Origin of the sequence: Coleofasciculus sp. G1-WW12-02 (assembly GCF_040219735.1) — a bacterium.
Taxonomy (GTDB): domain Bacteria; phylum Cyanobacteriota; class Cyanobacteriia; order Cyanobacteriales; family Coleofasciculaceae; genus Coleofasciculus.
Map to the genome: position 1 here is coordinate 1 of NZ_JAVJRX010000137.1, position 20,077 is coordinate 20,077.

General features: G+C 47.6%; 16 protein-coding genes and 2 pseudogenes. 8 read left to right on the forward strand and 10 right to left on the reverse strand.

All coding sequences use genetic code 11. The annotated features are described in order from the left end of the window. The 3 genes and pseudogenes from RID09_RS22045 to RID09_RS22055 form a co-directional block, all read left to right on the forward strand. Nucleotides 1-409: pseudogene (locus tag RID09_RS22045) on the forward strand (photosystem II D2 protein (photosystem q(a) protein)); the annotation flags it as partial. A gap of 7 nt (nt 410-416) precedes the next feature. Next, nucleotides 417-1,778, forward strand: a complete 1,362-nt coding sequence (psbC, locus tag RID09_RS22050; protein WP_446338061.1) for a photosystem II reaction center protein CP43 — start codon at nt 417-419, stop codon at nt 1,776-1,778. A gap of 120 nt (nt 1,779-1,898) precedes the next feature. Then, entirely contained in the window at nt 1,899-2,033 is a 135-nt protein-coding gene (locus RID09_RS22055; protein ID WP_446338062.1) for a hypothetical protein, read from the forward strand. 61 nt (nt 2,034-2,094) lie between these two features. Here the strand turns inward: RID09_RS22055 and RID09_RS22060 are convergent, their stop codons facing one another. Continuing rightward, nucleotides 2,095-3,582: a peptidoglycan-binding domain-containing protein gene (locus tag RID09_RS22060; protein ID WP_446338063.1), complete on the reverse strand. Its 1,488-nt coding sequence runs from the start codon at nt 3,580-3,582 to the stop codon at nt 2,095-2,097. A 108-nt stretch (nt 3,583-3,690) separates the two neighbouring features. Between RID09_RS22060 and RID09_RS22065 the strand changes: the two genes are divergently transcribed. Further along, a complete protein-coding gene (locus RID09_RS22065; RefSeq protein ID WP_446338064.1) occupies nt 3,691-3,909 on the forward strand; it encodes a hypothetical protein in 219 nt (72 codons plus the stop codon). A 43-nt stretch (nt 3,910-3,952) separates the two neighbouring features. Here the strand turns inward: RID09_RS22065 and hypB are convergent, their stop codons facing one another. The 5 genes from hypB to RID09_RS22090 all read right to left on the reverse strand — a co-directional run bounded on the left by hypB (nt 3,953) and on the right by RID09_RS22090 (nt 8,441). Continuing rightward, nucleotides 3,953-4,885, reverse strand: a complete 933-nt coding sequence (hypB, locus tag RID09_RS22070; protein ID WP_446338065.1) for a hydrogenase nickel incorporation protein HypB — start codon at nt 4,883-4,885, stop codon at nt 3,953-3,955. After that, entirely contained in the window at nt 4,876-5,214 is a 339-nt protein-coding gene (locus tag RID09_RS22075; RefSeq protein WP_446338092.1) for a hydrogenase maturation nickel metallochaperone HypA/HybF, read from the reverse strand. The genes hypB and RID09_RS22075 overlap by 10 nt, the downstream gene beginning before the upstream one ends. Nucleotides 5,215-5,399: 185 nt before the next feature. After that, nucleotides 5,400-6,263 carry a tryptophan 2,3-dioxygenase family protein gene (locus tag RID09_RS22080; RefSeq protein WP_446338066.1) on the reverse strand — a complete coding sequence of 288 codons (864 nt, stop codon included), beginning with the start codon at nt 6,261-6,263 and terminating at the stop codon, nt 5,400-5,402. Between the two features lie 446 nt (nt 6,264-6,709). Then, nucleotides 6,710-7,720: an S-layer homology domain-containing protein gene (locus tag RID09_RS22085; RefSeq protein WP_446338067.1), complete on the reverse strand. Its 1,011-nt coding sequence runs from the start codon at nt 7,718-7,720 to the stop codon at nt 6,710-6,712. A gap of 97 nt (nt 7,721-7,817) precedes the next feature. After that, on the reverse strand, nt 7,818-8,441 hold the full coding sequence (locus RID09_RS22090; protein WP_446338068.1) for a (2Fe-2S) ferredoxin domain-containing protein: 624 nt from the start codon (nt 8,439-8,441) through the stop codon (nt 7,818-7,820). 98 nt (nt 8,442-8,539) lie between these two features. Between RID09_RS22090 and RID09_RS22095 the strand changes: the two are divergent. After that, nucleotides 8,540-8,791, forward strand: a pseudogene (locus RID09_RS22095) (zinc ribbon domain-containing protein); the annotation flags it as partial. 62 nt (nt 8,792-8,853) lie between these two features. Here RID09_RS22095 and RID09_RS22100 read toward each other — a convergent pair. From RID09_RS22100 to RID09_RS22110, 3 genes are all read right to left on the reverse strand, one after another. Continuing rightward, nucleotides 8,854-10,386, reverse strand: a complete 1,533-nt coding sequence (locus RID09_RS22100; protein WP_446338069.1) for a GspE/PulE/PilB domain-containing protein — start codon at nt 10,384-10,386, stop codon at nt 8,854-8,856. Between the two features lie 166 nt (nt 10,387-10,552). Continuing rightward, nucleotides 10,553-11,725, reverse strand: coding sequence for a HetZ-related protein 2 (locus RID09_RS22105; protein WP_446338070.1), 1,173 nt, complete (start codon nt 11,723-11,725; stop codon nt 10,553-10,555). 231 nt (nt 11,726-11,956) lie between these two features. Continuing rightward, nucleotides 11,957-12,310, reverse strand: a complete 354-nt coding sequence (locus tag RID09_RS22110) for a four helix bundle protein (protein WP_446338071.1) — start codon at nt 12,308-12,310, stop codon at nt 11,957-11,959. Between the two features lie 104 nt (nt 12,311-12,414). On the opposite strand from RID09_RS22110, the gene smc reads away from it, so the two are divergent. Both smc and RID09_RS22120 read left to right on the forward strand, forming a co-directional pair. Continuing rightward, on the forward strand, nt 12,415-16,266 hold the full coding sequence (gene smc, locus RID09_RS22115; protein WP_446338072.1) for a chromosome segregation protein SMC: 3,852 nt from the start codon (nt 12,415-12,417) through the stop codon (nt 16,264-16,266). 81 nt (nt 16,267-16,347) lie between these two features. Beyond that, nucleotides 16,348-17,343 (forward strand): PRC-barrel domain-containing protein, encoded by a 996-nt coding sequence (locus RID09_RS22120; RefSeq protein WP_446338073.1) that lies wholly within the window; start codon nt 16,348-16,350, stop codon nt 17,341-17,343. Nucleotides 17,344-17,526: 183 nt separating this feature from the next. Here the strand turns inward: RID09_RS22120 and dacB are convergent, their stop codons facing one another. Continuing rightward, entirely contained in the window at nt 17,527-19,077 is a 1,551-nt protein-coding gene (gene dacB, locus RID09_RS22125) for a D-alanyl-D-alanine carboxypeptidase/D-alanyl-D-alanine endopeptidase (RefSeq protein ID WP_446338074.1), read from the reverse strand. Between the two features lie 147 nt (nt 19,078-19,224). Here dacB and RID09_RS22130 point away from each other — a divergent pair, with 147 nt between their 5' ends. Beyond that, entirely contained in the window at nt 19,225-19,965 is a 741-nt protein-coding gene (locus RID09_RS22130) for a DUF429 domain-containing protein (protein WP_446338075.1), read from the forward strand. The last annotated feature ends 112 nt before the right edge of the window (nt 19,966-20,077 follow it).

The window sequence follows — 20,077 nt, forward strand, 5'->3', positions numbered from 1 at the left end:
CGTAGAAAACACCTTGTTTGAAGATGGTGAAGGGTCAAATACCTTCCGGGCGTTTAACCCCACCCAAGCCGAAGAAACCTATTCAATGGTAACGGCGAACCGTTTCTGGTCTCAGATTTTCGGGATTGCGTTTTCCAACAAGCGCTGGCTGCACTTCTTCATGCTGTTTGTCCCCGTGACAGGCTTATGGATGAGTTCAGTGGGTGTGATCGGCTTAGCCGTGAACCTGCGTGCCTATGACTTCGTCTCCCAGGAAATCCGGGCGGCGGAAGACCCCGAATTTGAGACATTCTACACCAAGAACATTCTCCTGAATGAAGGAGTCCGGGCTTGGCTGGCGCCTCAAGACCAACCACACCAGAAGTTTGTATTCCCTGAGGAGGTACTACCACGTGGTAACGCTCTCTAGTAGTTCCATGGTGGCGGGAAACCGCGACCAAGAATCATCAGGTTTTGCCTGGTGGGCGGGTAATGCCCGTTTGATTAATCTCTCCGGTAAATTACTGGGGGCTCATGTCGCCCATGCTGGATTAATTGTCTTCTGGGCTGGGGCAATGACATTGTTTGAAGTTGCCCACTTTGTTCCAGAAAAGCCCATGTACGAACAGGGCGCAATCCTTTTACCTCACCTTGCGACCCTGGGTTGGGGTGTAGGTCCCGGTGGTGAAGTGATTGACACATTCCCTTACTTTGTGGTAGGGGTGCTGCACATCATTTCGTCTGCTGTTCTGGGTCTGGGCGGTATCTATCACGCCGTTCGTGGCCCAGAAACCTTAGAAGAGTACTCCGCCTTCTTTGGTTACGACTGGAAAGATAAGAACAAGATGACCACAATCATCGGGTTCCACCTGATTGTCTTAGGTCTGGGTGCTTTCCTGCTCGTGATTAAAGCCATGTTTGTGGGCGGTGTTTATGATACATGGGCGCCCGGTGGCGGTGACGTGCGGATCATTACTAACCCAACGCTGAACCCGGCGGTGATCTTCGGTTATCTAACCCGCTCTCCCTTTGGTGGAGAAGGTTGGATCATCGGCGTCAACAACATGGAAGACATTATCGGCGGACATATTTGGATCGGTCTGATCTGTATTTCTGGCGGTATCTTCCACATACTCACCAAGCCCTTCGGCTGGGCACGTCGCGCCTTTATCTGGTCTGGAGAAGCGTATCTCTCCTACAGCTTAGGTGCGTTGTCCCTGATGGGCTTTATCGCCGCTTCGTTTGTTTGGTTCAATAACACCGCTTATCCCAGCGAATTTTATGGTCCAACCAACGCAGAAGCATCTCAGGCTCAGTCCTTCGTCTTCTTAGCGCGTGACCAACGGTTAGGGGCAAACATTGCTTCAGCTCAAGGTCCTACCGGTCTAGGTAAATACCTGATGCGCTCTCCGACTGGAGAAATTATCTTCGGTGGTGAAACCATGCGCTTCTGGGATTTCCAAGGTCCTTGGTTAGAGCCTCTACGGGGTCCTAACGGACTGGATGTAGACAAGCTGAGAAATGATATTCAGCCTTGGCAATTACGCCGTGCGGCTGAATACATGACCCATGCACCGAACGGTTCTATCAACTCCGTTGGTGGCATTATCACGGAAATGAACGGGTTTAACTACGTTAACCCCCGTGCATGGTTGGCTTCGGCTCACTTTATCTTAGGATTCTTCTTCTTGATCGGTCACCTCTGGCATGCAGGTCGCGCTCGTGCGGCTGTTGCTGGATTTGAAAAAGGTATTGACCGTGAGAGTGAGCCAGTGCTGTTTATGGGTGATCTTGACTAGATTGGTTCATTTCATCCACTAAAATTTAATTTGCTTGAAGGCTCTTGTTGAAACGCAAGAGCCTTTTTATATAGAGCAAAAACTCTGTAAAAAGATATCGAATGGAAAAGAACAAGGGCAATGGAGAAAAGTCCGACGTTTCCATGGCTATCTTTAGGCGCAATTCCTCGGTTTATTCGACAAAGTTTAGCGGATGGAGAAACCGCAACATTACGGGCGTTTCGGACTTGGGTGAGAGAACAGCCGTCGGATTAGAGATAAAAGGCGCTCACACTCATTAATTAGAAATACTCTGCAGAGAACCAAATTCAGGAATTCAACCCAATTCCCCTAACACCCCTCGACGAATAATTTCCGTCACTTCCGTTGCCATCCTAGCATCCAATTCCACCACCTCACGCTTCGCATCCCTGGGTTCTAAACGCTTTGCCCCCTTTAATGCCATGCTAAACGTCACCAACTCTGGCACACCCATTGTACTTGGTTGAATAAACTGAACCAACGCCACATAAACCGCTTCCGCCCGATTCCGCATCTGAGTTACACCATTCCCCAGTTTAGAAATAATCACCGGAGCACTAATTTTATCCTGTAAATTTAACATATCTAATGCCCCATCCGTTAAACGCGCCGCATCTGCACCCATCGCCCGAATCACCGATTCTAAACTATGCCATTGAGCACCCGGTAGCCGTGAGGATTGGGGGATGTGATAATGCCAACCTAACATCGAGATCATTCGAGTTAAATCATAAGCCGTAATCGTATTTTCGCCGCGATGTCGTTCTGATACGCCTTTAAGAATAACATTTCGGGGACGCCACCATCCTTGAGGCGGTTGCGTTGATAATTCGGGTTCAGGGATTAACGGTTCTTCGCCATAGCGTCCCGTGAAAATCAAGTTTTGATTTCCAGTCATACTTTTCAGCCAATTCTCTAACTCGGCGGGAGTCGAAAATTGCTTTAACATTGCCGCGAGGGAGTTGGATGAGGCAATTCGATTTTCGTAGGATAGAATATCTTTAAGGACATCATGGAAAGAGTATTCTCGGTATTGTCCGCTTAAATCTCTGCCTCGAATCAGGCAGGTATCAATATCCGTCTGAAAGGCATTAGTGTTGCTGCGAGAGACGACATTGAGAATGGGGATAATTTTACTACTACTCCAAAACTCCGTTTTACTCAAGGCATTTCTGCCTAGCCATTTGGTCTTGAAGTCTCCGTTAACAAAACCGCCTACACACAGACAAGCTTCGGTAATCTCTGGATGCAAAAAGCTTAATCCCTGGTCATCAATATCGGGGAGTTGTCCAACGGGGGGGAAAGGTTGGAAGTGGGTGGTATCTTTGGTGACCGAAACCAAGGTTTTGCCATCGGGCTTTTGCATCAGACGGGCGGCATAGTCTTTGATTTGGGTTTTGTAGGCAGAGGTGTCAATTCCTTTATAAAATAGGGCGGGTTCGTCAATGCTTCCCTTAACGGATTCTTTTAAGAAGGTTTTATAAATCGTTTCTTTATCGGTGTCTTTTAGAGAGAGGAGGGATTTTGTGTCATCAGGCAGTAGTTTTTGCGCCCACCCTTTCCCAAATTTATTACTGTCCCTATTATTCAAGTAAACCGATTTACTGAAATCAGTCATTGCCTGTTCTGTCCGCTGACCATAGGCGCCATCCAGCCAGGAACCACCAGGGTAAAATCCTAGGCGATTCAGTTGGGTTTGGATTTGCTTGACTAATTCTGGGTCAGTCTTCAGGGTATCTAAGTGAATCACGACATCGTGATGAATAATATCTGTGAGTTTCATTGGTTTATTGATTATTTTTTTTAATTTAACAAGGAATTTTTCTTCTTTCTCAGCTTTGGGTTATACCTGGGTTGATTTGTTGTAGTTTAAAGTCCAGTAATTTTAAGTATGTGGAATCGACTCTACGGGTTTTCTGGGCGCAAGGCTTGCGCCCCTACCGGTTTGGTGCATTACGCGGTTGAAAAGCGCACCGGGCAAGATATGCGATCGCATACCCTAGGCTCAACCCAATCAAAGCGCGATCGCACTGCTTCCCCAAATCAAATCAACAGGCGGTCGCGCCATTTTTATGGTATAGTTTTATCCGGAAAAAATAGATACATTTAATCCCAGTCGTTGCGGTTTAAACCGTCCTGATCTTGAGTAATACTCACGCTAATGGTTGCAAGACTTGAAACTGAGACTTTAACCATTCATACCAATCCTCTAGCCCAACTCCTGTTTTTGCCGAAACCTGAAACACCTGCATCTGAGGATTAACCGTTCGTGCATACTCAATACAGTGTTCCACATCAAAGTCTACATAAGGCAACAGGTCAATTTTAGTCAGAATCATCACTTGGCTAGCGCTGAAGATATGAGGATATTTAATCGGCTTATCATCGCCCTCCGTTACCGATAAAATCGCCACCTTTGCCTGTTCACCTAAGTCAAATAAGGCGGGACAAACCAGATTACCCACATTCTCAATCATGACCACAGAATTAAGGGGAGGATTGAGTTGAGTGCAACCCCGTTCCACCATCGCCGCTTCCAGATGACACCCCGTTCCCGTATTAATTTGTACGACTCTACACCCCGTTGCTTGAATTTTCTGGGCATCATTCGTCGTCGCTTGATCTCCCTCAATCACATTAATCGGTAATTGTGCCTGTAAATCTTCAATCGTGCGCGTCAACAACGTAGTTTTGCCAGCCCCCGGAGAACTGACTAGATTCAGCGCCAAAATATTACGCCCTTTAAACCATCCCCGATTTTGGGCAGCTATCAGATTATTTTTTCCCAGGATATCCTGTTCAAGAGAGATTGTCGTACCATGAACCTGGGCGTGAACCTGGGAGGCTTCAGGGCTGTGATTCCCTGGAGAGTCGTGAGTGTGAGTATGGGTGATCACTCGACCATCGGGTAATGTGTGAGTATGGGAGTGGCTAGAGGTAGAGGAGTGAGTGATAACAGTCCCATCGGGTAGAGTATGGGTATGCATGGGGTCATGACTGTGGTTAGCCATGGCGACAACTTCCCCCGTTTCCGGATTGGTGAGAGTGGTGTCAGCGCCATCAGAACAGCCGCAGGTTACACACATGGTTCGACCTCCATTTCCTTAATTTTCAGTTCTTGACCCGATATTATATCCAGTTCCACACTACCGCATTCACAGATACCAAAGGGTTGATCTAGGGGAATGTGGGCATTGCAGTGACGACAGCGACCTATACCCGGAATTTCGATAATATCTAAGGTTGCCCCTTCCAAGGGAGTGTCCTTGCTGCAAACATCAAAACAAAATAGCACCGCATCGGGCATTATTGCGGCTAACTGACCAATTTCCAGGCAAACTCGTCGCACTTTCGCCCCCTTCGCGTGTTCGGTAACGATATCAACGATATTTTGCGTAATTCCCAGTTCGTGCAATGGTTTGTTTCCTGTTCCCTCACATCTATTCTCTTTTAAGCCGAATGTCATTAATTTAAGCCCTGAATTAAAATTCGGGCTAAGAACTAAAACCCGTTTAAACGGGTTGAAAGGCTTAATTTAATTTTACCTCGTTGTGAAGTTTTCTCATTCTTGCCCACCCGACATAAAATCTTAACTGAGGACTAACTGAACCCATCAGGCTTATATTGAGTTAATCCTGGAAATAGCGGTGCTTGCTGTTTATGGTATTTCGCTAGATAATCCCGGAATGATGTCCCCCCAGTTCCTATCTCTACACCTACGAGTTTAAGTTGTTGTACAGCGAGTGCAAGATGGAATTGATGAAAGCGGATTTGCAAATTATCGTAAGTCCGCATATTATTCAAAACTGGACTCCCATGAGGATGGTTCAAGAGAAAGGAAATCTGTTCCGCCGTCGTGCTTCCGGGACTTCGTTGCAGTAGCGTATCGTAATAATAGGCGAGATTGTGATTGTGATAGCGCTCAAACCATTGGGCAATATCACTACCATAGCGGCGTTCAAATTCGGTTTCAGCAATATGAGGATTGCCAGTAGCGTCTTTGGTTCCTCCTTGCCAATAGTTTCGCACCCCGCTCATAATTTCTAAATGGCGAAACTGGAACGACTGAAAACCACTCGTCGGACCAATGGTTGTCCGAAACTCAGCAAATGCCCGCATTGTTTTGAGAATGGGCATTGTTGTTAATACTACTTCATAAAGGCGCAGAATTCGGGGGAAAAAGTAACAGGCTCCGCTAGTATCCCCGATAATCGGATCAGTCTCATCGGCAATTGCTTGCCCTAATGCGGCTAAAACTCGCTCCATATCAAGGATCATTTGATGGAACGCCAGTTCGCAAATCTGATGGACGGAAATAAATAAGTCTTCGTCTTGGGACGCGGTGAGAGGACGCTTGCAACTCAGCAGCGCCTCTAGATTATGATACGTCCAATAGTGATTTTGAGTAACGTCTAGGGTGGGATCAAGGGGAGGTAAGGGTTGGGTCGGGTCGGATTGAGGCATAGTAGAGACTGAGTGCGATCGCAGTAGGCAGTAGAATGTCGGTAGTATTATCGCTATCTAGCATCCTCAAGTGAAGTACCCCAACTTGCTTCGCTCTTATTTGGGGAACCTCCAACTAGCAAGCAAGGACGGTCTTATTCGTCTTTGGGATTTCCCGCTTCATCCGCCGATGCCACGTTGGGTACTTTCTAATTTCTAGGTAGAAAGTCCAGAACTCAATCTGGTAATGGACTACATCTCTATCACACCTGGCTCAACCCTCTTGCTCAACCATCTTGACTCCCATGCCTTACCATGTAGACCTAGGAGAGTTACTATTAGTATAACACCTAGAAAATACAGGTGTCTACTAATAACAAATGTCAAAATAGAGGGTATCGAACCCCTATTTTGACTCGCTATCCATCCCCACCGTATAGACGGATGGGGATTTGCGCGAATTTATGTTAAGGATTGACCACATACTCAGAGCCGATGGCTTCTGCTTTCCCAGCTTCGACTAACGCCTGATAAACCATCGCCGCTACCTCAGCACGAGTTGCATCTTGATTCGGATTAAGAGACTCAAGATTAGGGTAATTCACCACAATACCCGCTTGTGTCGCCGCACTGATTTTTTCGCGAGCGTACTCCGGAATCTGAGCTGAATCCTGATAAGTTTGTAATACTTCCTGAGAGGGTTGAGTTTCTTTTAACCCCAATCCACTCGCCAGTGCAACTAAGACTTGCACCTTAGGAATCGGTTCCTTAGGTCGAAAGGTAGTATTGGGATAGCCGCGCAAAAAGTTGGTTTTGCTGGTTTCCTGAATTGCGGACCACGCCCAAAATTCTGAGGATACGTCTTTAAAGTTGGGTGTCGCTAATGTCGGTTGTTGCTCAAAAGCCTTTTTCAGCAACGCCGCAAATTCTGCCCGAGTGATCGAACTATCCGGTTTAAAGGTGTTACTCTCTGGAAAGCCTCTCATAATATCCCGCCGCACCAGAGCGGTAATATAAGGACTTGCCCAATACTCGTCGGGAACATCGGCAAAGTTCACTGGTTCAACAGGCGTTTCAGTTGGCGTTGGTGTGGGTGTTTCTGTCTCTGGGGCTGAGACAATAGGAGCGAGGGGAACGGCTCTAGCTTTTTCTGGAAACGCCTCGTCTGGGGATGAGGGGGAGACGGTTACGGCTGGAGAGGGTGAAGGGGAGGCTGGGACTATTTGAATGCGGCTGGGGGTTTGGCGAGTCGGAGTCGGATCAAGTGTCGGAGGTGTCAGTTTTGGCGCTTCTGGTTCTTCTATCGTTGGTTCAGAGGTGGTTGAGCCAACCCACTGCTTCAGGTTAAATCCCTTTTGCCGTTGACCCAATACTCCAATCAAAATCGCACCGATAGTGGTAACGGCGATAATTATACCAATCCATTCCTCCAAACCCAGTGGAGAGGAATCTGAATCAGGTGGCGGTAAATTTCTCATTATGCACCTTGTTTATCTGGCAACAACACTAAGAAAGCAAGGGGAATCGGAGAACTAAATCGTTTTTGTTGAATTCTTGACCCCCAATTCTCCAGTGTCAGCCTCCACAGTTAACGGTAGATCGCTGGAATACACTTGCCTCTGGCTCTAGTTTACTGCCAAAGTGCTTGTCCACCAACGTCGGGACGTCTTCGGGAGCTACCTCATTGTACCGGGCTTTGTCTGGCATTAATACCATACAAGGACCTTTTTTACACTGTTTCATACAGCCTGTGTCTTTAATCGCTACTTTCTCATCAAGGTTGCGATCGCGCAAGGTTTCATTCATCGCTTGATGGACTTGTGCTGCACCGCGCTTGCGACAGGATGATTTTTTACACAGCATGATGCTGGCTTGGGCTTTCTTCGGAGACGGTTGCAAAAGTTTCTCATATTCCTGGGACTCTTTCGGTGTCTTTAATGTCACCGTTTTGGCTTTGAGTTCCAGTTCCCCAGTTTTCGGTTTGTACTTCTGTTTCCCAGACACTTCAATCTGATCTCCGGATTTAAGGATTTGGGGGAGAGAATCCCGTAGGGGTTTAGCCAGCTTAATATACCGTTCACCTGCTTGTGTATTTACCCATAGCAGCTTGGGTTTTTTATCTGTCTTACCCAGAAACTTGACAAATTGTCCCTCTAGCAGAAAGGGGGTGACTTGTGTTTTTTTATGTGATTTACCCATGAAAGTACTCCTATGTCTCCCTCTAACCGTAACTCTAATTGATAAAAAATGTCATCTATTTTTTGTAAGAGTTCTTCATACCCCGTTACAAAGTGAGCGTTGAGGTAATCAAAATCAATCCAGCCTATACCTCGCAAACTTGCCACAAATGCCTACACATCCATCCAGTAAAAGGAAAGTCCTACCGTATTGGTAAGACTTTCTCTTGTGGACATTGCAACTGGAAGGGTGATGCTGATTTTAATGGTGCCAACGTAATTAAACTTTTGGGGGCTTCTGTAAACAGCCCTGGAGGTTCGTACCTGTCGTGTGAACTACGTCGGATGGAGTACTTCCAACCTAGTTTATAAGGGTTTGGTACAGGGCTACTGAAAGCCTACACCAACCTGAGTACAGGTATGGTGTAGGTAGTTTACTTGTCCTGCTGATCCATGGGATTGTGAGTCAGGGTGTTGAGTTGCTTGTCGAGATGGTGTAAGAGTTGGCTAAGGGTTTTGAGTGTCTCCATGGGAGGAAGGGAGTAGCGATAAGAGCGATCGCGGATATCATTTAACTTGTTTTGCAGTTGTCCAGCGAGTTTGATCGCATCCTGACCCAATCGTTCCACCTTTTGTTGTTGATAGAACGTCAAAGCTGCTCCACGCAAGAGTTGTAGCGTTGCCTCTTCCCCGTGAGTACCGGGTACGACTCGCAAACACAATAGAAGAGATTCTTGCTGATAGAATCGCTCACTTTCTATCTGTTTGGGCTGGGTAATCGGCTGCAAAGGCAGGTTAACCAGGTGCTTAAGTTCAACAATGATATCTTCAAAAACGGACACGCTTAATTTGTCCAAGACAGACTGGGAAGAGTTATCTTGGCGCAAAACAATGCGACCGCGCTCAGATAGTCGCTGGAAATACAGCCGACCCATTCCCCCCTGCAACAGGCGACCTAACAACTCTTCCACGATTTGATGGGGGGCTAAGGTTGCCAAAAACCCGATCGGACGAGATAAATACAGGGGCTTCACCTCTAAGGGTATCAAAGCCTTAGTCGGCAGTGACCTTTTGTAAACTGGAGTCAGCGCCGTCTCAGCCAATACCTTCTTGCTGGAATCAGGGGGCGGTTTTACCGGGGAGTGATCAGACGGCAATTGTGAAGTCGGTTGAGGTTTTACTGCCGATGGCGGGCTATCCTCTTGTCTGGGGAAGCCATAGGATTGGTTCAATTCTTCCTGGAGTTGGCGGATATCATCGATAATCAATGTCGGTTGAGAGGCTTTAGCCGGAGGATGATTGGTCTTCGCCGCCGCTTTTGACGCCTCAGGCTGCACCGCCTCAGTTTCAGTTCGACTCGGATCATGGCTGGGTGGAGGTTGAGATGCTGCAGGCGGCTGATTATTGGTTGTCTGATCCTTAGTTAGACGAGCAGGATCACTCGGTTGCGCTTTAGACCCTGCAGGCGTAGAGTTGCTTTTGTGATCAGCAGCCGGAGGAGAAGGGGTTGACGGCTCAGGCTGATTCGCCTCATCTTCAGCTAAGCTGACATCATCAATAATTAGTGTTGACTGTTCCGATCGCGCAATAGGCTGTTGGCGTTTAGAGCGTTGCCTTTTCGATGCCGTGCCTTGATGATCTTTGTTTAAATAGGCAGACAGCATAGTTTTATGAGTGCTGGCGGTAATCTGTTCGACTTTCAGGGAACAGTTCATAAACGCCAGGATGCGACGCACATAATCGAGGGCAGTAGAGTCGTGGGGATCGACCATACCCAGTTTGAGGTACTTACCTTCGAGAGACAGGGGCAAGAATTGATGAAATAGACAGGCTTCAAAAGGCAGAATACTATCAATCAGCCGAAACATTTGCTCACTACTCACGCCAGAGAGTTCCGACGCTTGAGAGGATGATGGTGACTGAACAGGAGTGTCCGCTCGTTCTGGGTCCTGTGGTGAGGGTAACATAATAATTTCTCCAGCCTGAGTATCAATCGGTTCAGATGCCCCAGGAGTCAGATAATATAGACTGTCCGGTTTGGGATTGGCAAAAAGGTTAGCTGTTAACCCTACTTCAATTGTTACTGACTTTAGTTAGGGAATACACTGAATTGGCAAAAGATCAACGTTCTGCTTAAGAAGAGCTGCGTAGGTCTTGAGCCGCTAAGTAGAGCTTACTCCATTCGCCAAGTGCCTGGTTATACTTCCAATTTAGATCCTTGGCAATGACATCTAACGTTTTGCCGGCTCTCAATTGTTGGATTAATTGGCGCTGCTTATCGGTTAGACTTTGCCAATAGTCTTGCCACTGTAGGGGGGTTAGCCCTAAATTATGGTCTTTTAAGGACACTTCTAACCAACTGGCGACTAATTCAGGCTTAACTTTAAGGGAAAAAACCCGAATCGCATGGTAACTGATTTTTTCTCGCAAGCGATAAACCTTTTGGATGGGCAAGTCTAAGGTTTTCGCGATCTCCTCTTGAGATTTCCCTTGCAGATAAAGTTGTAACCATTGGGCGGCTTGGGCGCCAACGTTTTGGTCGAGGTAGGCTTCAAATTCGCGACGTACTGATAGACGCAGCACTTGTTGCTCTTGCCAAACTTGAGTCTCTTGATAATCCGCGATCGCTTGATTATCTAACAAACTCACCGGAGTATCGGTGTCATCGGAGGTGATCGACTCTGAGACAAATCGCACATTTTCCCCGCCGGGTAGATGAGTCATCCCACCCCGTCCTGATCGCTTGAGGAAATTGACAAATCGATAGACGACCAAAGGCTGATTGCGGATCGGGCGTAAACAATATTCCTCAAGGGTAGTGAGTAAGAGGGCGTCGCGTAAATGAATGTCCTCACTACATTGAGCAATCCAACCAATCTGCCCTTGGATATAGCGATCGCTGTTTAATAATTCCTGAATCACTTCTTGCAAGACATCCACCACAGCGCGTTGGCGATCGCGACTCAAAGACACCCACGTCCTGATTTTATTGCGTAACGTGACTAAACCCGCTAACCGACCCGTTAAATTGCGATAGGCTTGCTCTGGAGTTACCCCCAAATAGCGCTGTCGTAAAATCCGATAGCGATACTCCATCGCTTGGCTGACAATCTTGAGTTTGTCTGGGAGTAGGTGGTTTAACTGTTCCCTGTTTTCTCCCAATAACCACTGGACAATGCTGGTTCGGCTATCGGGGCAATAGTCTGGATAGTCATTGGATAAACGCTTTTGCCACTCTTGTTCGAGTTGATCTGCCAACTTTTCCATCAGATGGCACTCCTCTAACCCCTGTTTTAATGTTTGCATAACAACTCCCCTCTTGTTGCACTGACTGTTTTGATAGAGTCTGCTGTGTTAATTTCATCATTTCTATCCTGAGATAGAAGTGATCGCCCTCCTGTGTTGCTTACAAGACAGTCACATCAGTATTTTGACCCAGAGTACGCCCTCTGTGAGACTCAGATCTGCCTTGAGAGTGTTTTGGATCACAAGTCTACAGTTATCAGTTGTCAGTTATCAGTTATCAGCTGTCAGTTATCAGTTGTCAGAGAGTCGGGTTGTTTTGAGAATTGAGAAGAGGATTTTGCCTATCTCGTCAGCGTCGGCGTGTATGCTATTGAAGGTTTTTTCCGCAATGTATCCTGTATCTTTCAACAGAGATAGCCAATATTTGGTTTCTAGGCACTCTTTATAGGCTATTGATACTTTAGCAGAAAAATCTGCTGTAGATATAGCACCATTGGCTTCAGCGAGGTTCGCACCAATCGAAGTTCCACTTCTAATTAACTGTTTTGACAAAATAAACTCTTTCTTGTTTTCAGTGAGATATTGGTAAGCTTTAACAACCCGAATAGCAAATTGATACGCTTTCTGGTATGCAATACTCTTCATATCCACTCCCTGATAACTGTTCACTGTTCACTGATAACTGTTTACTGTTCACTGTTCACTTGATACACTCGTACCACACAACGAACCTGAACTGACCCACGCCTATGGTGCATGTCAAGCGCCTAGAACTCACTAACTTTAAATCTTTTGGCGGCACGACTCAAATTCCGATGCTGCCTGGATTTACTGTGGTTTCAGGACCCAATGGGTCAGGAAAATCCAATATCCTTGATGCCCTCCTCTTTTGTCTAGGGCTATCCAGTTCCAAGGGAATGCGGGCTGAACGTCTTCCTGATTTGGTTAACCATAATAAAGAGCGGCGGAGTACGGTTGAAGCCAGGGTTACGGTTACATTTGACCTATCTGACGCACCCGATTTTCTAGTTGCACAACAGATGGCGGAAAACTCGAAATCAGCAGCAGATGAGGAAGCACAAGAAACAGAGGAATCTGAAGAATCAGACGAACAAGACAATCCCAACTCCCAACCCCCAACTCCTCAATCAACAGAATGGAGCGTGACACGGCGGCTACGGGTGACCAAGCAAAACACCTACACCTCAACCTACTATATCAACGGTGAACCCTGCACGCTGACTCAACTGCACGAGATGCTCAACCGCCTGCGAGTTTATCCCGAAGGCTACAATGTGGTTTTGCAAGGGGATGTCACTGGGATCATCTCCATGAATTCGCGAGAACGACGGCAGATTATTGATGAATTAGCCGGAGTCGCCGCATTTGACCGCAAAATTACCCAGACGAAAGATACCCTGAATGAAGTTAAAGAACGGGAAGATCGCTGTCGGATTATTGAAAAAGAACTGATCACCCAACGCGATCGCTTAGCGGCGGATCGGATTAAGGCACAGAAATACCAAACGCTGCGGGCTCAACTTCAGGAAAAACAACAGTGGGAAGTCGTTCTCAAATGGCGATTGCTGACAATACAGGTGGCTCACCTGAAGACTCTGATTGAGAAAGCAGAACAAGACGAACGCCAGTTTACTCACCAACTCACCACCCTAGAAACCGAAATTGTCCAAGGAACCACTCAACTTGAAACCCTCAACGCCCGTGTGAAAGCCTTAGGCGAAGAGGAACAAGTCGCGGTATCCGCTACCCTAGCCAGCCTTGACGCTGAACGCCGCCAGTTACAACAACGCCAACAAGAATTAACACAAAACCTGGCAGATACAGAGGCGCATCAACAAACCACTCAGACTGAGATCCAGCAACAGGAACAAAGCCTGCAACAGCTTCAGGCTCAACGACACCATCTAGACACCCAAATTATCGCCTCACGCCGCCAAGAACGGGATGTGGCTCAAACCGCCCTGAACGCTAGCCGAGAACAAGGGGATGCGATCGCGTCGGCTTCAGAAGCTTGGGTACAGCAACAAAACACCCTCACCCGCCAAATTGAAACCCTGCTGCAAACCCTGAATCCCCAGCGCACCGAACAAGCCCAACTCCAAGAACGTCATAACCAACTCAGCCGCCAAAGTGACGAACAAACTCAGCTTTTAGAACGCATCGCCCCAGAACTTACCAGCCTTCAAACACAAGCGGCAGAATTAGCAGGGCAATTGAACGCCGTATCGCAACAGATTCAAACCCTTGCCCACACCCTAGCTGCTACCGAACAAGAACAACAAACTCAACGGCAAACCCAAACCCGCCTCCTGTCAGAACAACGGGACAAACAGCGTCAACTGGATAAGCTAGAAGCCCAAGCACAAGCACAGCAAGAAGCTCAAGGCACCTATGCCACTAAAATTATCCTCCAAGCCGATATCCCCGGCGTTCATGGCTTGGTTGCCCAACTTGGTCGAGTAGAACCCGATTACCAGCTTGCCCTGGAAACAGCAGCGGGTGGACGTTTGGGTCATGTCGTAGTCGAAGATGATGCGGTGGCGGCGGTAGGAATCGAACTGCTCAAACAAAAACGCGCCGGTCGTGCTACATTCTTACCCTTAAATAAAATTCAGCCGCCCCGATTTTCCCCACTTGTGGCACTGCGCCATGCTCAAGGGTTTATTGACTATGCGGTGCATTTAATCGATTGTGAGCCTCGATACCAAACGATTTTTGCTTATGTGTTTGGCTCGACTGTGGTGTTTGAAACCCTGAGTACGGCGCGTCCCTATTTGGGTCAATGCCGGATTGTCACGTTAGATGGAGAACTCCTGGAAAGTAGCGGGGCGATGACTGGGGGGAGCAGTAGCTACCGTTCTGGATTACATTTTGGTACGAGTGATACCAGTGACTCGGTGGAGATGATGGCATTGAGAGATCGTCTCCAGGATATTGAAGCCATGTTAAAGCGCTGTGACGAATGGCTAGAACGGGAATCAGCAACGGCAAAAAATCTGACTCAAACCCTGACACAAGCCAGGGAAACCCGCTCCCAGACGCAGTTACGTCTAGAGCAATCCCGCAAAGAAATTCAGACGCTGACGGAGCAACAAGCTCAAGTGCGATCGCTCTTGAGCAAAAATACCCAGGAACGACAGACGGCGGCTGAACGTTTGCACCAGTTAAATCAGGAACTACCCGCCCAAGAAAGCCAACTGCAAGCCTTACGCCAACAACTGGCTCAACTCGAAGCCGAGCAAACCCCCCAGGAATGGCAACAGATTCAGAGTCAAATTAAAACCCAGGAAGCAGTATTAGGCGATCGCGAACAGGCACTGCGAGAGGCGGAAAAACAGCTCCAAGCCTTAGAGAATCAGCATCAGCGCACGAACGAGAAGCTGGCGATAAGTTATCAACGGATTGCCGAATATCAAACCCAACAACAATCGATTCAACAACAGCAAACCGAGATTAATCGTCAGCTTGAGGCAATTGACGCCCAAATCACTCAAACCCAAAGCCGATTAATCCAGCTAGAGGAGCGTTTAGGGGAAGCCAAACAAGAACGCGATCGCACAGAGGCTATACTCAGAAACCAGCACCTAAACCAGCAAAAGCTGTCTTGGCAACGGCAAAAACTCCAGGAAACCCAGGTGACAAGGCAGGAAAAACTGGGTACCCTGCAAACTCAACTCGACATTCAACAGGCTGAATTACCCAACCCTTTGCCAGAAGTTCCCCTGATGGTAGGGAAAGGAAATCAGGAGCAGGTAGTCGAGGATGAGACAGATGAAGGAGCTAGTAGAGACGTGACCGTGGAACGTCTGGAAGATGAGGGAGTTAATCCACATTCAGATGGGGCGGGTTTAGTTCCATCTAGGAGTCACGGAAACGATAGTAGTGAAAAGAACCCCTATACAATTTCCCAACTCACCGCTCAACTTGAGACACTGCAACGGGATATCCGTAACGGTCAAAAACAACTTGAGGCAATGGAACCCGTGAATATGCTAGCCTTGGAGGAGTACGATCGCACCCAAGCCCGTTTCCAGGAACTGTCTGAAAAACTGGCAACTCTAGAAGCGGAGCGAACTGAGCTATTGCTGCGAGTTGAAAACTTTACCACCCTACGATTGAGAGCATTCAAAGAAGCCTTTGATGCGATTAATCAAAACTTCCAAACAATTTTTGCCGAACTCTCCGAGGGTGACGGGCATCTGCAACTGGATGACGCCGATGATCCCTTTAACGGCGGACTTAACTTGGTGGCTCACCCCAAGGGCAAGCCGGTGCAACGATTGGCGTCGATGTCCGGCGGCGAAAAATCTCTCACCGCTCTGAGTTTTATTTTCGCCCTGCAACGGTATCGACCGTCTCCCTTCTATGCCTTTGACGAAGTTGACATGTTTCTCGATGGGGCAAATGTCGAGCGATTAGCTAGAATGATCAAACAACAGGCTAAACTTGCCCAATTTATCGTTGTTAGTTTGCGCCGACCTATGATTGAATCTGCCGAGCGCACCATTGGTGTTACCCAAGCAAGAGGAGCGTATACTCAAGTCCTAGGATTGAAATTAGGGTCTGCCAAACGGGACTGATGTAGATTATATGTGATTATTAGCCTTGATACTATTGATAACCATTCCAGCAGGAGTTGAGATTCAGGATTGCAAGACATAATGACAACTGAACTAATTCGTCAGCGCTCCGATTTTTTAAACACTCAGGTGATTACTCGCAGTAACGGTAAGCGCCTAGGTGTCGTTAAGGAGCTGCTAGTAGATATTGATCGGCGCGAAGTTGTGGCATTAGGGTTACGAGACAACCTGCTCTCGCTGGCTGGAATGCCGCAGTATATGCTCCTCAGCAGCATTCAACAAGTGGGCGATGTCATCCTGGTTGAGGATGAGGATGTGATTGAGGATGTTGATGTTGACGCCTACAGTACGCTGATCAACAGCGAAGTGATTACCGAAACCGGTGAACTCTTAGGTCGGGTTCGAGGGTTCAAGTTTAGCGTAGAAGATGGCAAGGTGGCGTCTCTGATTATTGCTTCGTTGGGATTACCCCAAATCCCTGATCAGGTGATTAGTACTTATGAATTACCAATTGAGGAAATCGTCAGCAGTGGTCCGGACCGCCTAATCGTCTTTGAAGGCGCTCAAGAACGGTTGATTCAGCTAACCGTCGGTATTCTAGAGCGTATGGGTATTGGCAATCCTCCTTGGGAACGGGAAGAAGAGGAAGGCTACTATGCGCCCACCACTCGACCTGAAAATCAATTGGGGACAGGAATACCCGTTCGCACCCCGATTGCTCAACCCATCCAGACGGCTACACCCGTCGAGGAACGGTGGGATGAGGATTGGCAAGAGCCAGAGCCTGAGCCGATACGCCAACAACGGGCAGAACCAATCTATGCCGAAGCCCAACTCGAAGAAGATAATTGGGGGGATGAATGGGAAGATTCTTCTCAATCAGCGCGTCGTTATGAAGAACCCATTTATGCCGAATCTGAACCTTATGACCAAAACTCTAAAGATGAGTACGCCGATTATGAGGTAGAAGGTGATGCTTGGGACGATAATGTAGAGCGCGAACCCTATCAAGCACCGCCCCTTAACATTCCTGAAAAGACTAAAACCCCAGAATACGAGGAAGAGACGGGTTATTAGGACAGGGTTGTCGAAGGTTTCCCCCCCCATTTTCATTCAAGTGGGGTGGGTTTTGCCGATAACGTTTGGGAAAAACTGATCACTAGACTCAACCCGCCTTTGGTTAATTATAGGGAAGATGGTAGAGACGTTGCAGGCAACGTCTCTACCAGTTTTTGCGGCTAGCATAAATCTATGACCAACTTAACAAGAACGTAGCCGCGTCAGCAAAACCACGATCTCATCAATCGCCTGACGGATAGTACTCACCGATTGATTGGATTGATTCACCATAATACTAAACGCCAACGGTTGATAATCGGGAACTTCCACATAGCCAGAAAGCGCTGACACGCCAGTCATGGTTCCGGTTTTGGCATAAACTCGACCTTGGGCTGGGGTATTCTCAAAACGCTGTCGTAGCGTCCCCTCCACCCCAGCCACAGCTAAGGAGTTTCGATAGGATTGTGCCATCGGAGTTCGTGCGATCGCCTGTAAGATTTGTACTATAGCCGTGGGACTAACTAGATTGTGGCGAGACAATCCTGAACCATCAGCAAGGATGTATGTTTCCGGTTCAACCCCTAATTCTGTTAAAATATCTCTAATCTGTTCCCGTCCCGCCTTAGCCGTTGACTCATCCGCCTCTTTGTCAGTCACACCTAGCGATCGCAATAAAGCTTCCGCATAAAGATTATTACTTTGCTGATTGGTTTCGGTGATCAGTTCACTCAGGGGAGGAGATTCCACGGCGGCTAGTTCAGTTCCCCTCTGGACATTGGGATCAGTCGTAACAGAGGCTTGTTCCACCTGAATTCCTGCATCCGCTAACGCCAGACGGAAATGCTCCAGAAAATAGTCAGCCGGATCAGGAATTGCCACCGCCGTTAACCAAAGTCCTGCATCCGCTGCTAATTGACCCCGAATTCGCAATACAGGTTTACCCAGCACCCCAGAAATGTTAACTGATTCCGGTGATTCGGCTTCAGCAGTAAGGGTTTGATTTTCGATCTGCCATTGTTTTGCAGCAATGGGATCAGCCCAAGTAACGTTCAAAGGTTGTCCTATTTTTTGGGTAGATAGGGTTAGTAAGGCGGCATTTTCATTGAGAATTAAACTATTGACGGCAGTCCCATAATAAAATTGAACATCTGACCATTCCCAGGTTGGGTTAACCGTGGGTTCACTAAAATAACGATCTTCGACAATCAGTTGATCCACGCGCCGAATTCCCTGACGCTGAAGCTGTTGGGCTAAGTTTTTTAACTGATCAGTACTTAAACTAGGATCACCTCGCCCAATGACTCGTAATTGGCTGATCATTCCATCTGAATTGGTGCCATAAACAGAGGTGCGAATGCGAAAATCAGCACCGAGTTGGGATAAAGCGGCGGCTGTGGTGAATAATTTGAGATTAGAGGCGGGGATAAAATAGCGATCGCGTTCATGACTGTATAGGGGTGTGGCTGAGGATAGGGGTTGGATCAGGATACCCCAACGGGCATAATTAAATTCTGGACGATTTGCGATCGCGTCGATGGAGGCTTTGAGATCGGCTGGACAAAGGGTTTGTGTTGTCGTATCTGGGGAGGGTTCAACCGTTGTCGGTGCATCCGTTTGAGCCGTGACTGGGGTTGGCTGGGTGAGGAATTGCGCTTCAAATAACAGCAGCAACAGCAGCAGCAGTTGTTTGGGGTTAAACCTGGGGCGGTAGGAAGGTCGATTGGTTTTGAATGAGAAAAGGGAATTGAGCATAGGGAGACGTTTGCGCTATCTCTGATACTGTACAGGGAATTAAGGCGCGATCGTCTGGCAATATATGTGGTAGGGTGGGCATTGCCCACCCCACCAGTATGGATAGGGTTTGAATCCTCAAATTGCGTAAGTCCTGATTGGGAACAGATGAAATTTATCGGAATTGACCTCGGTTGGACTTCGGGTGCGAGTGGTTTATGTTGCCTCAATTGGTCAGATGGACAGCTTCAGCTATTAGAATTAAATCGTAAACAAGCTACAGCAGATATTCTGAATTGGATTAATGATTGGACAGCCGCCACTGAACCTGCCATCATCGCCGTAGACGCCCCCACGCTGATTCCCAACGCCACTGGAATGCGCCTCCCGGATAAACTTAGTCATCGGTATTTTCACCGCTACCACGGGGGGTGTTATCCGGCAAATCGCCAGCGCCCTTTTGCCCAACGCACGATAGAGTTTGGTTTGAGTTTGGAAGCACGGGGGTTTATTCACGCCCCCCAGATAACGCCTAAAACCCTGGGGCGCTATCAAATCGAGGTCTTTCCCCATCCCGCGATCGTGCATTTGTTTGGATTAAATCGGATTCTGAAATATAAGAAAGGAAAACTGGCAGAGCGTCAAGGGGAATTATTAAAACTTTATCATTTAATTAGGGACGTATTGCCAAGTTTAGAACCAAAACTTGATGGGATTGATGGTTTAAATGGTAGTTTTTCGGAACGATTTACGGGGGTGACGCTTAAAGCTTTAGAAGATAAATTGGATAGTTTAATCTGTGCCTATATTGCGGCTTACTGGTGGTATTGGGGGATTGAGCGCAATTGGGTATTGGGTGATGTCAACACGGGTTATATTATTGTCCCTGCACCTGTCGTGTCAACTTAAGCCACAACCCCCTCTCCCCCAACCCCTCTCCCACCGGGGGAGAGGGGAGTTTTTTTTGCATTCCCAAAAATCACTCAATAGGATTATGAATGCGATCGCACTCTTCCAGCAA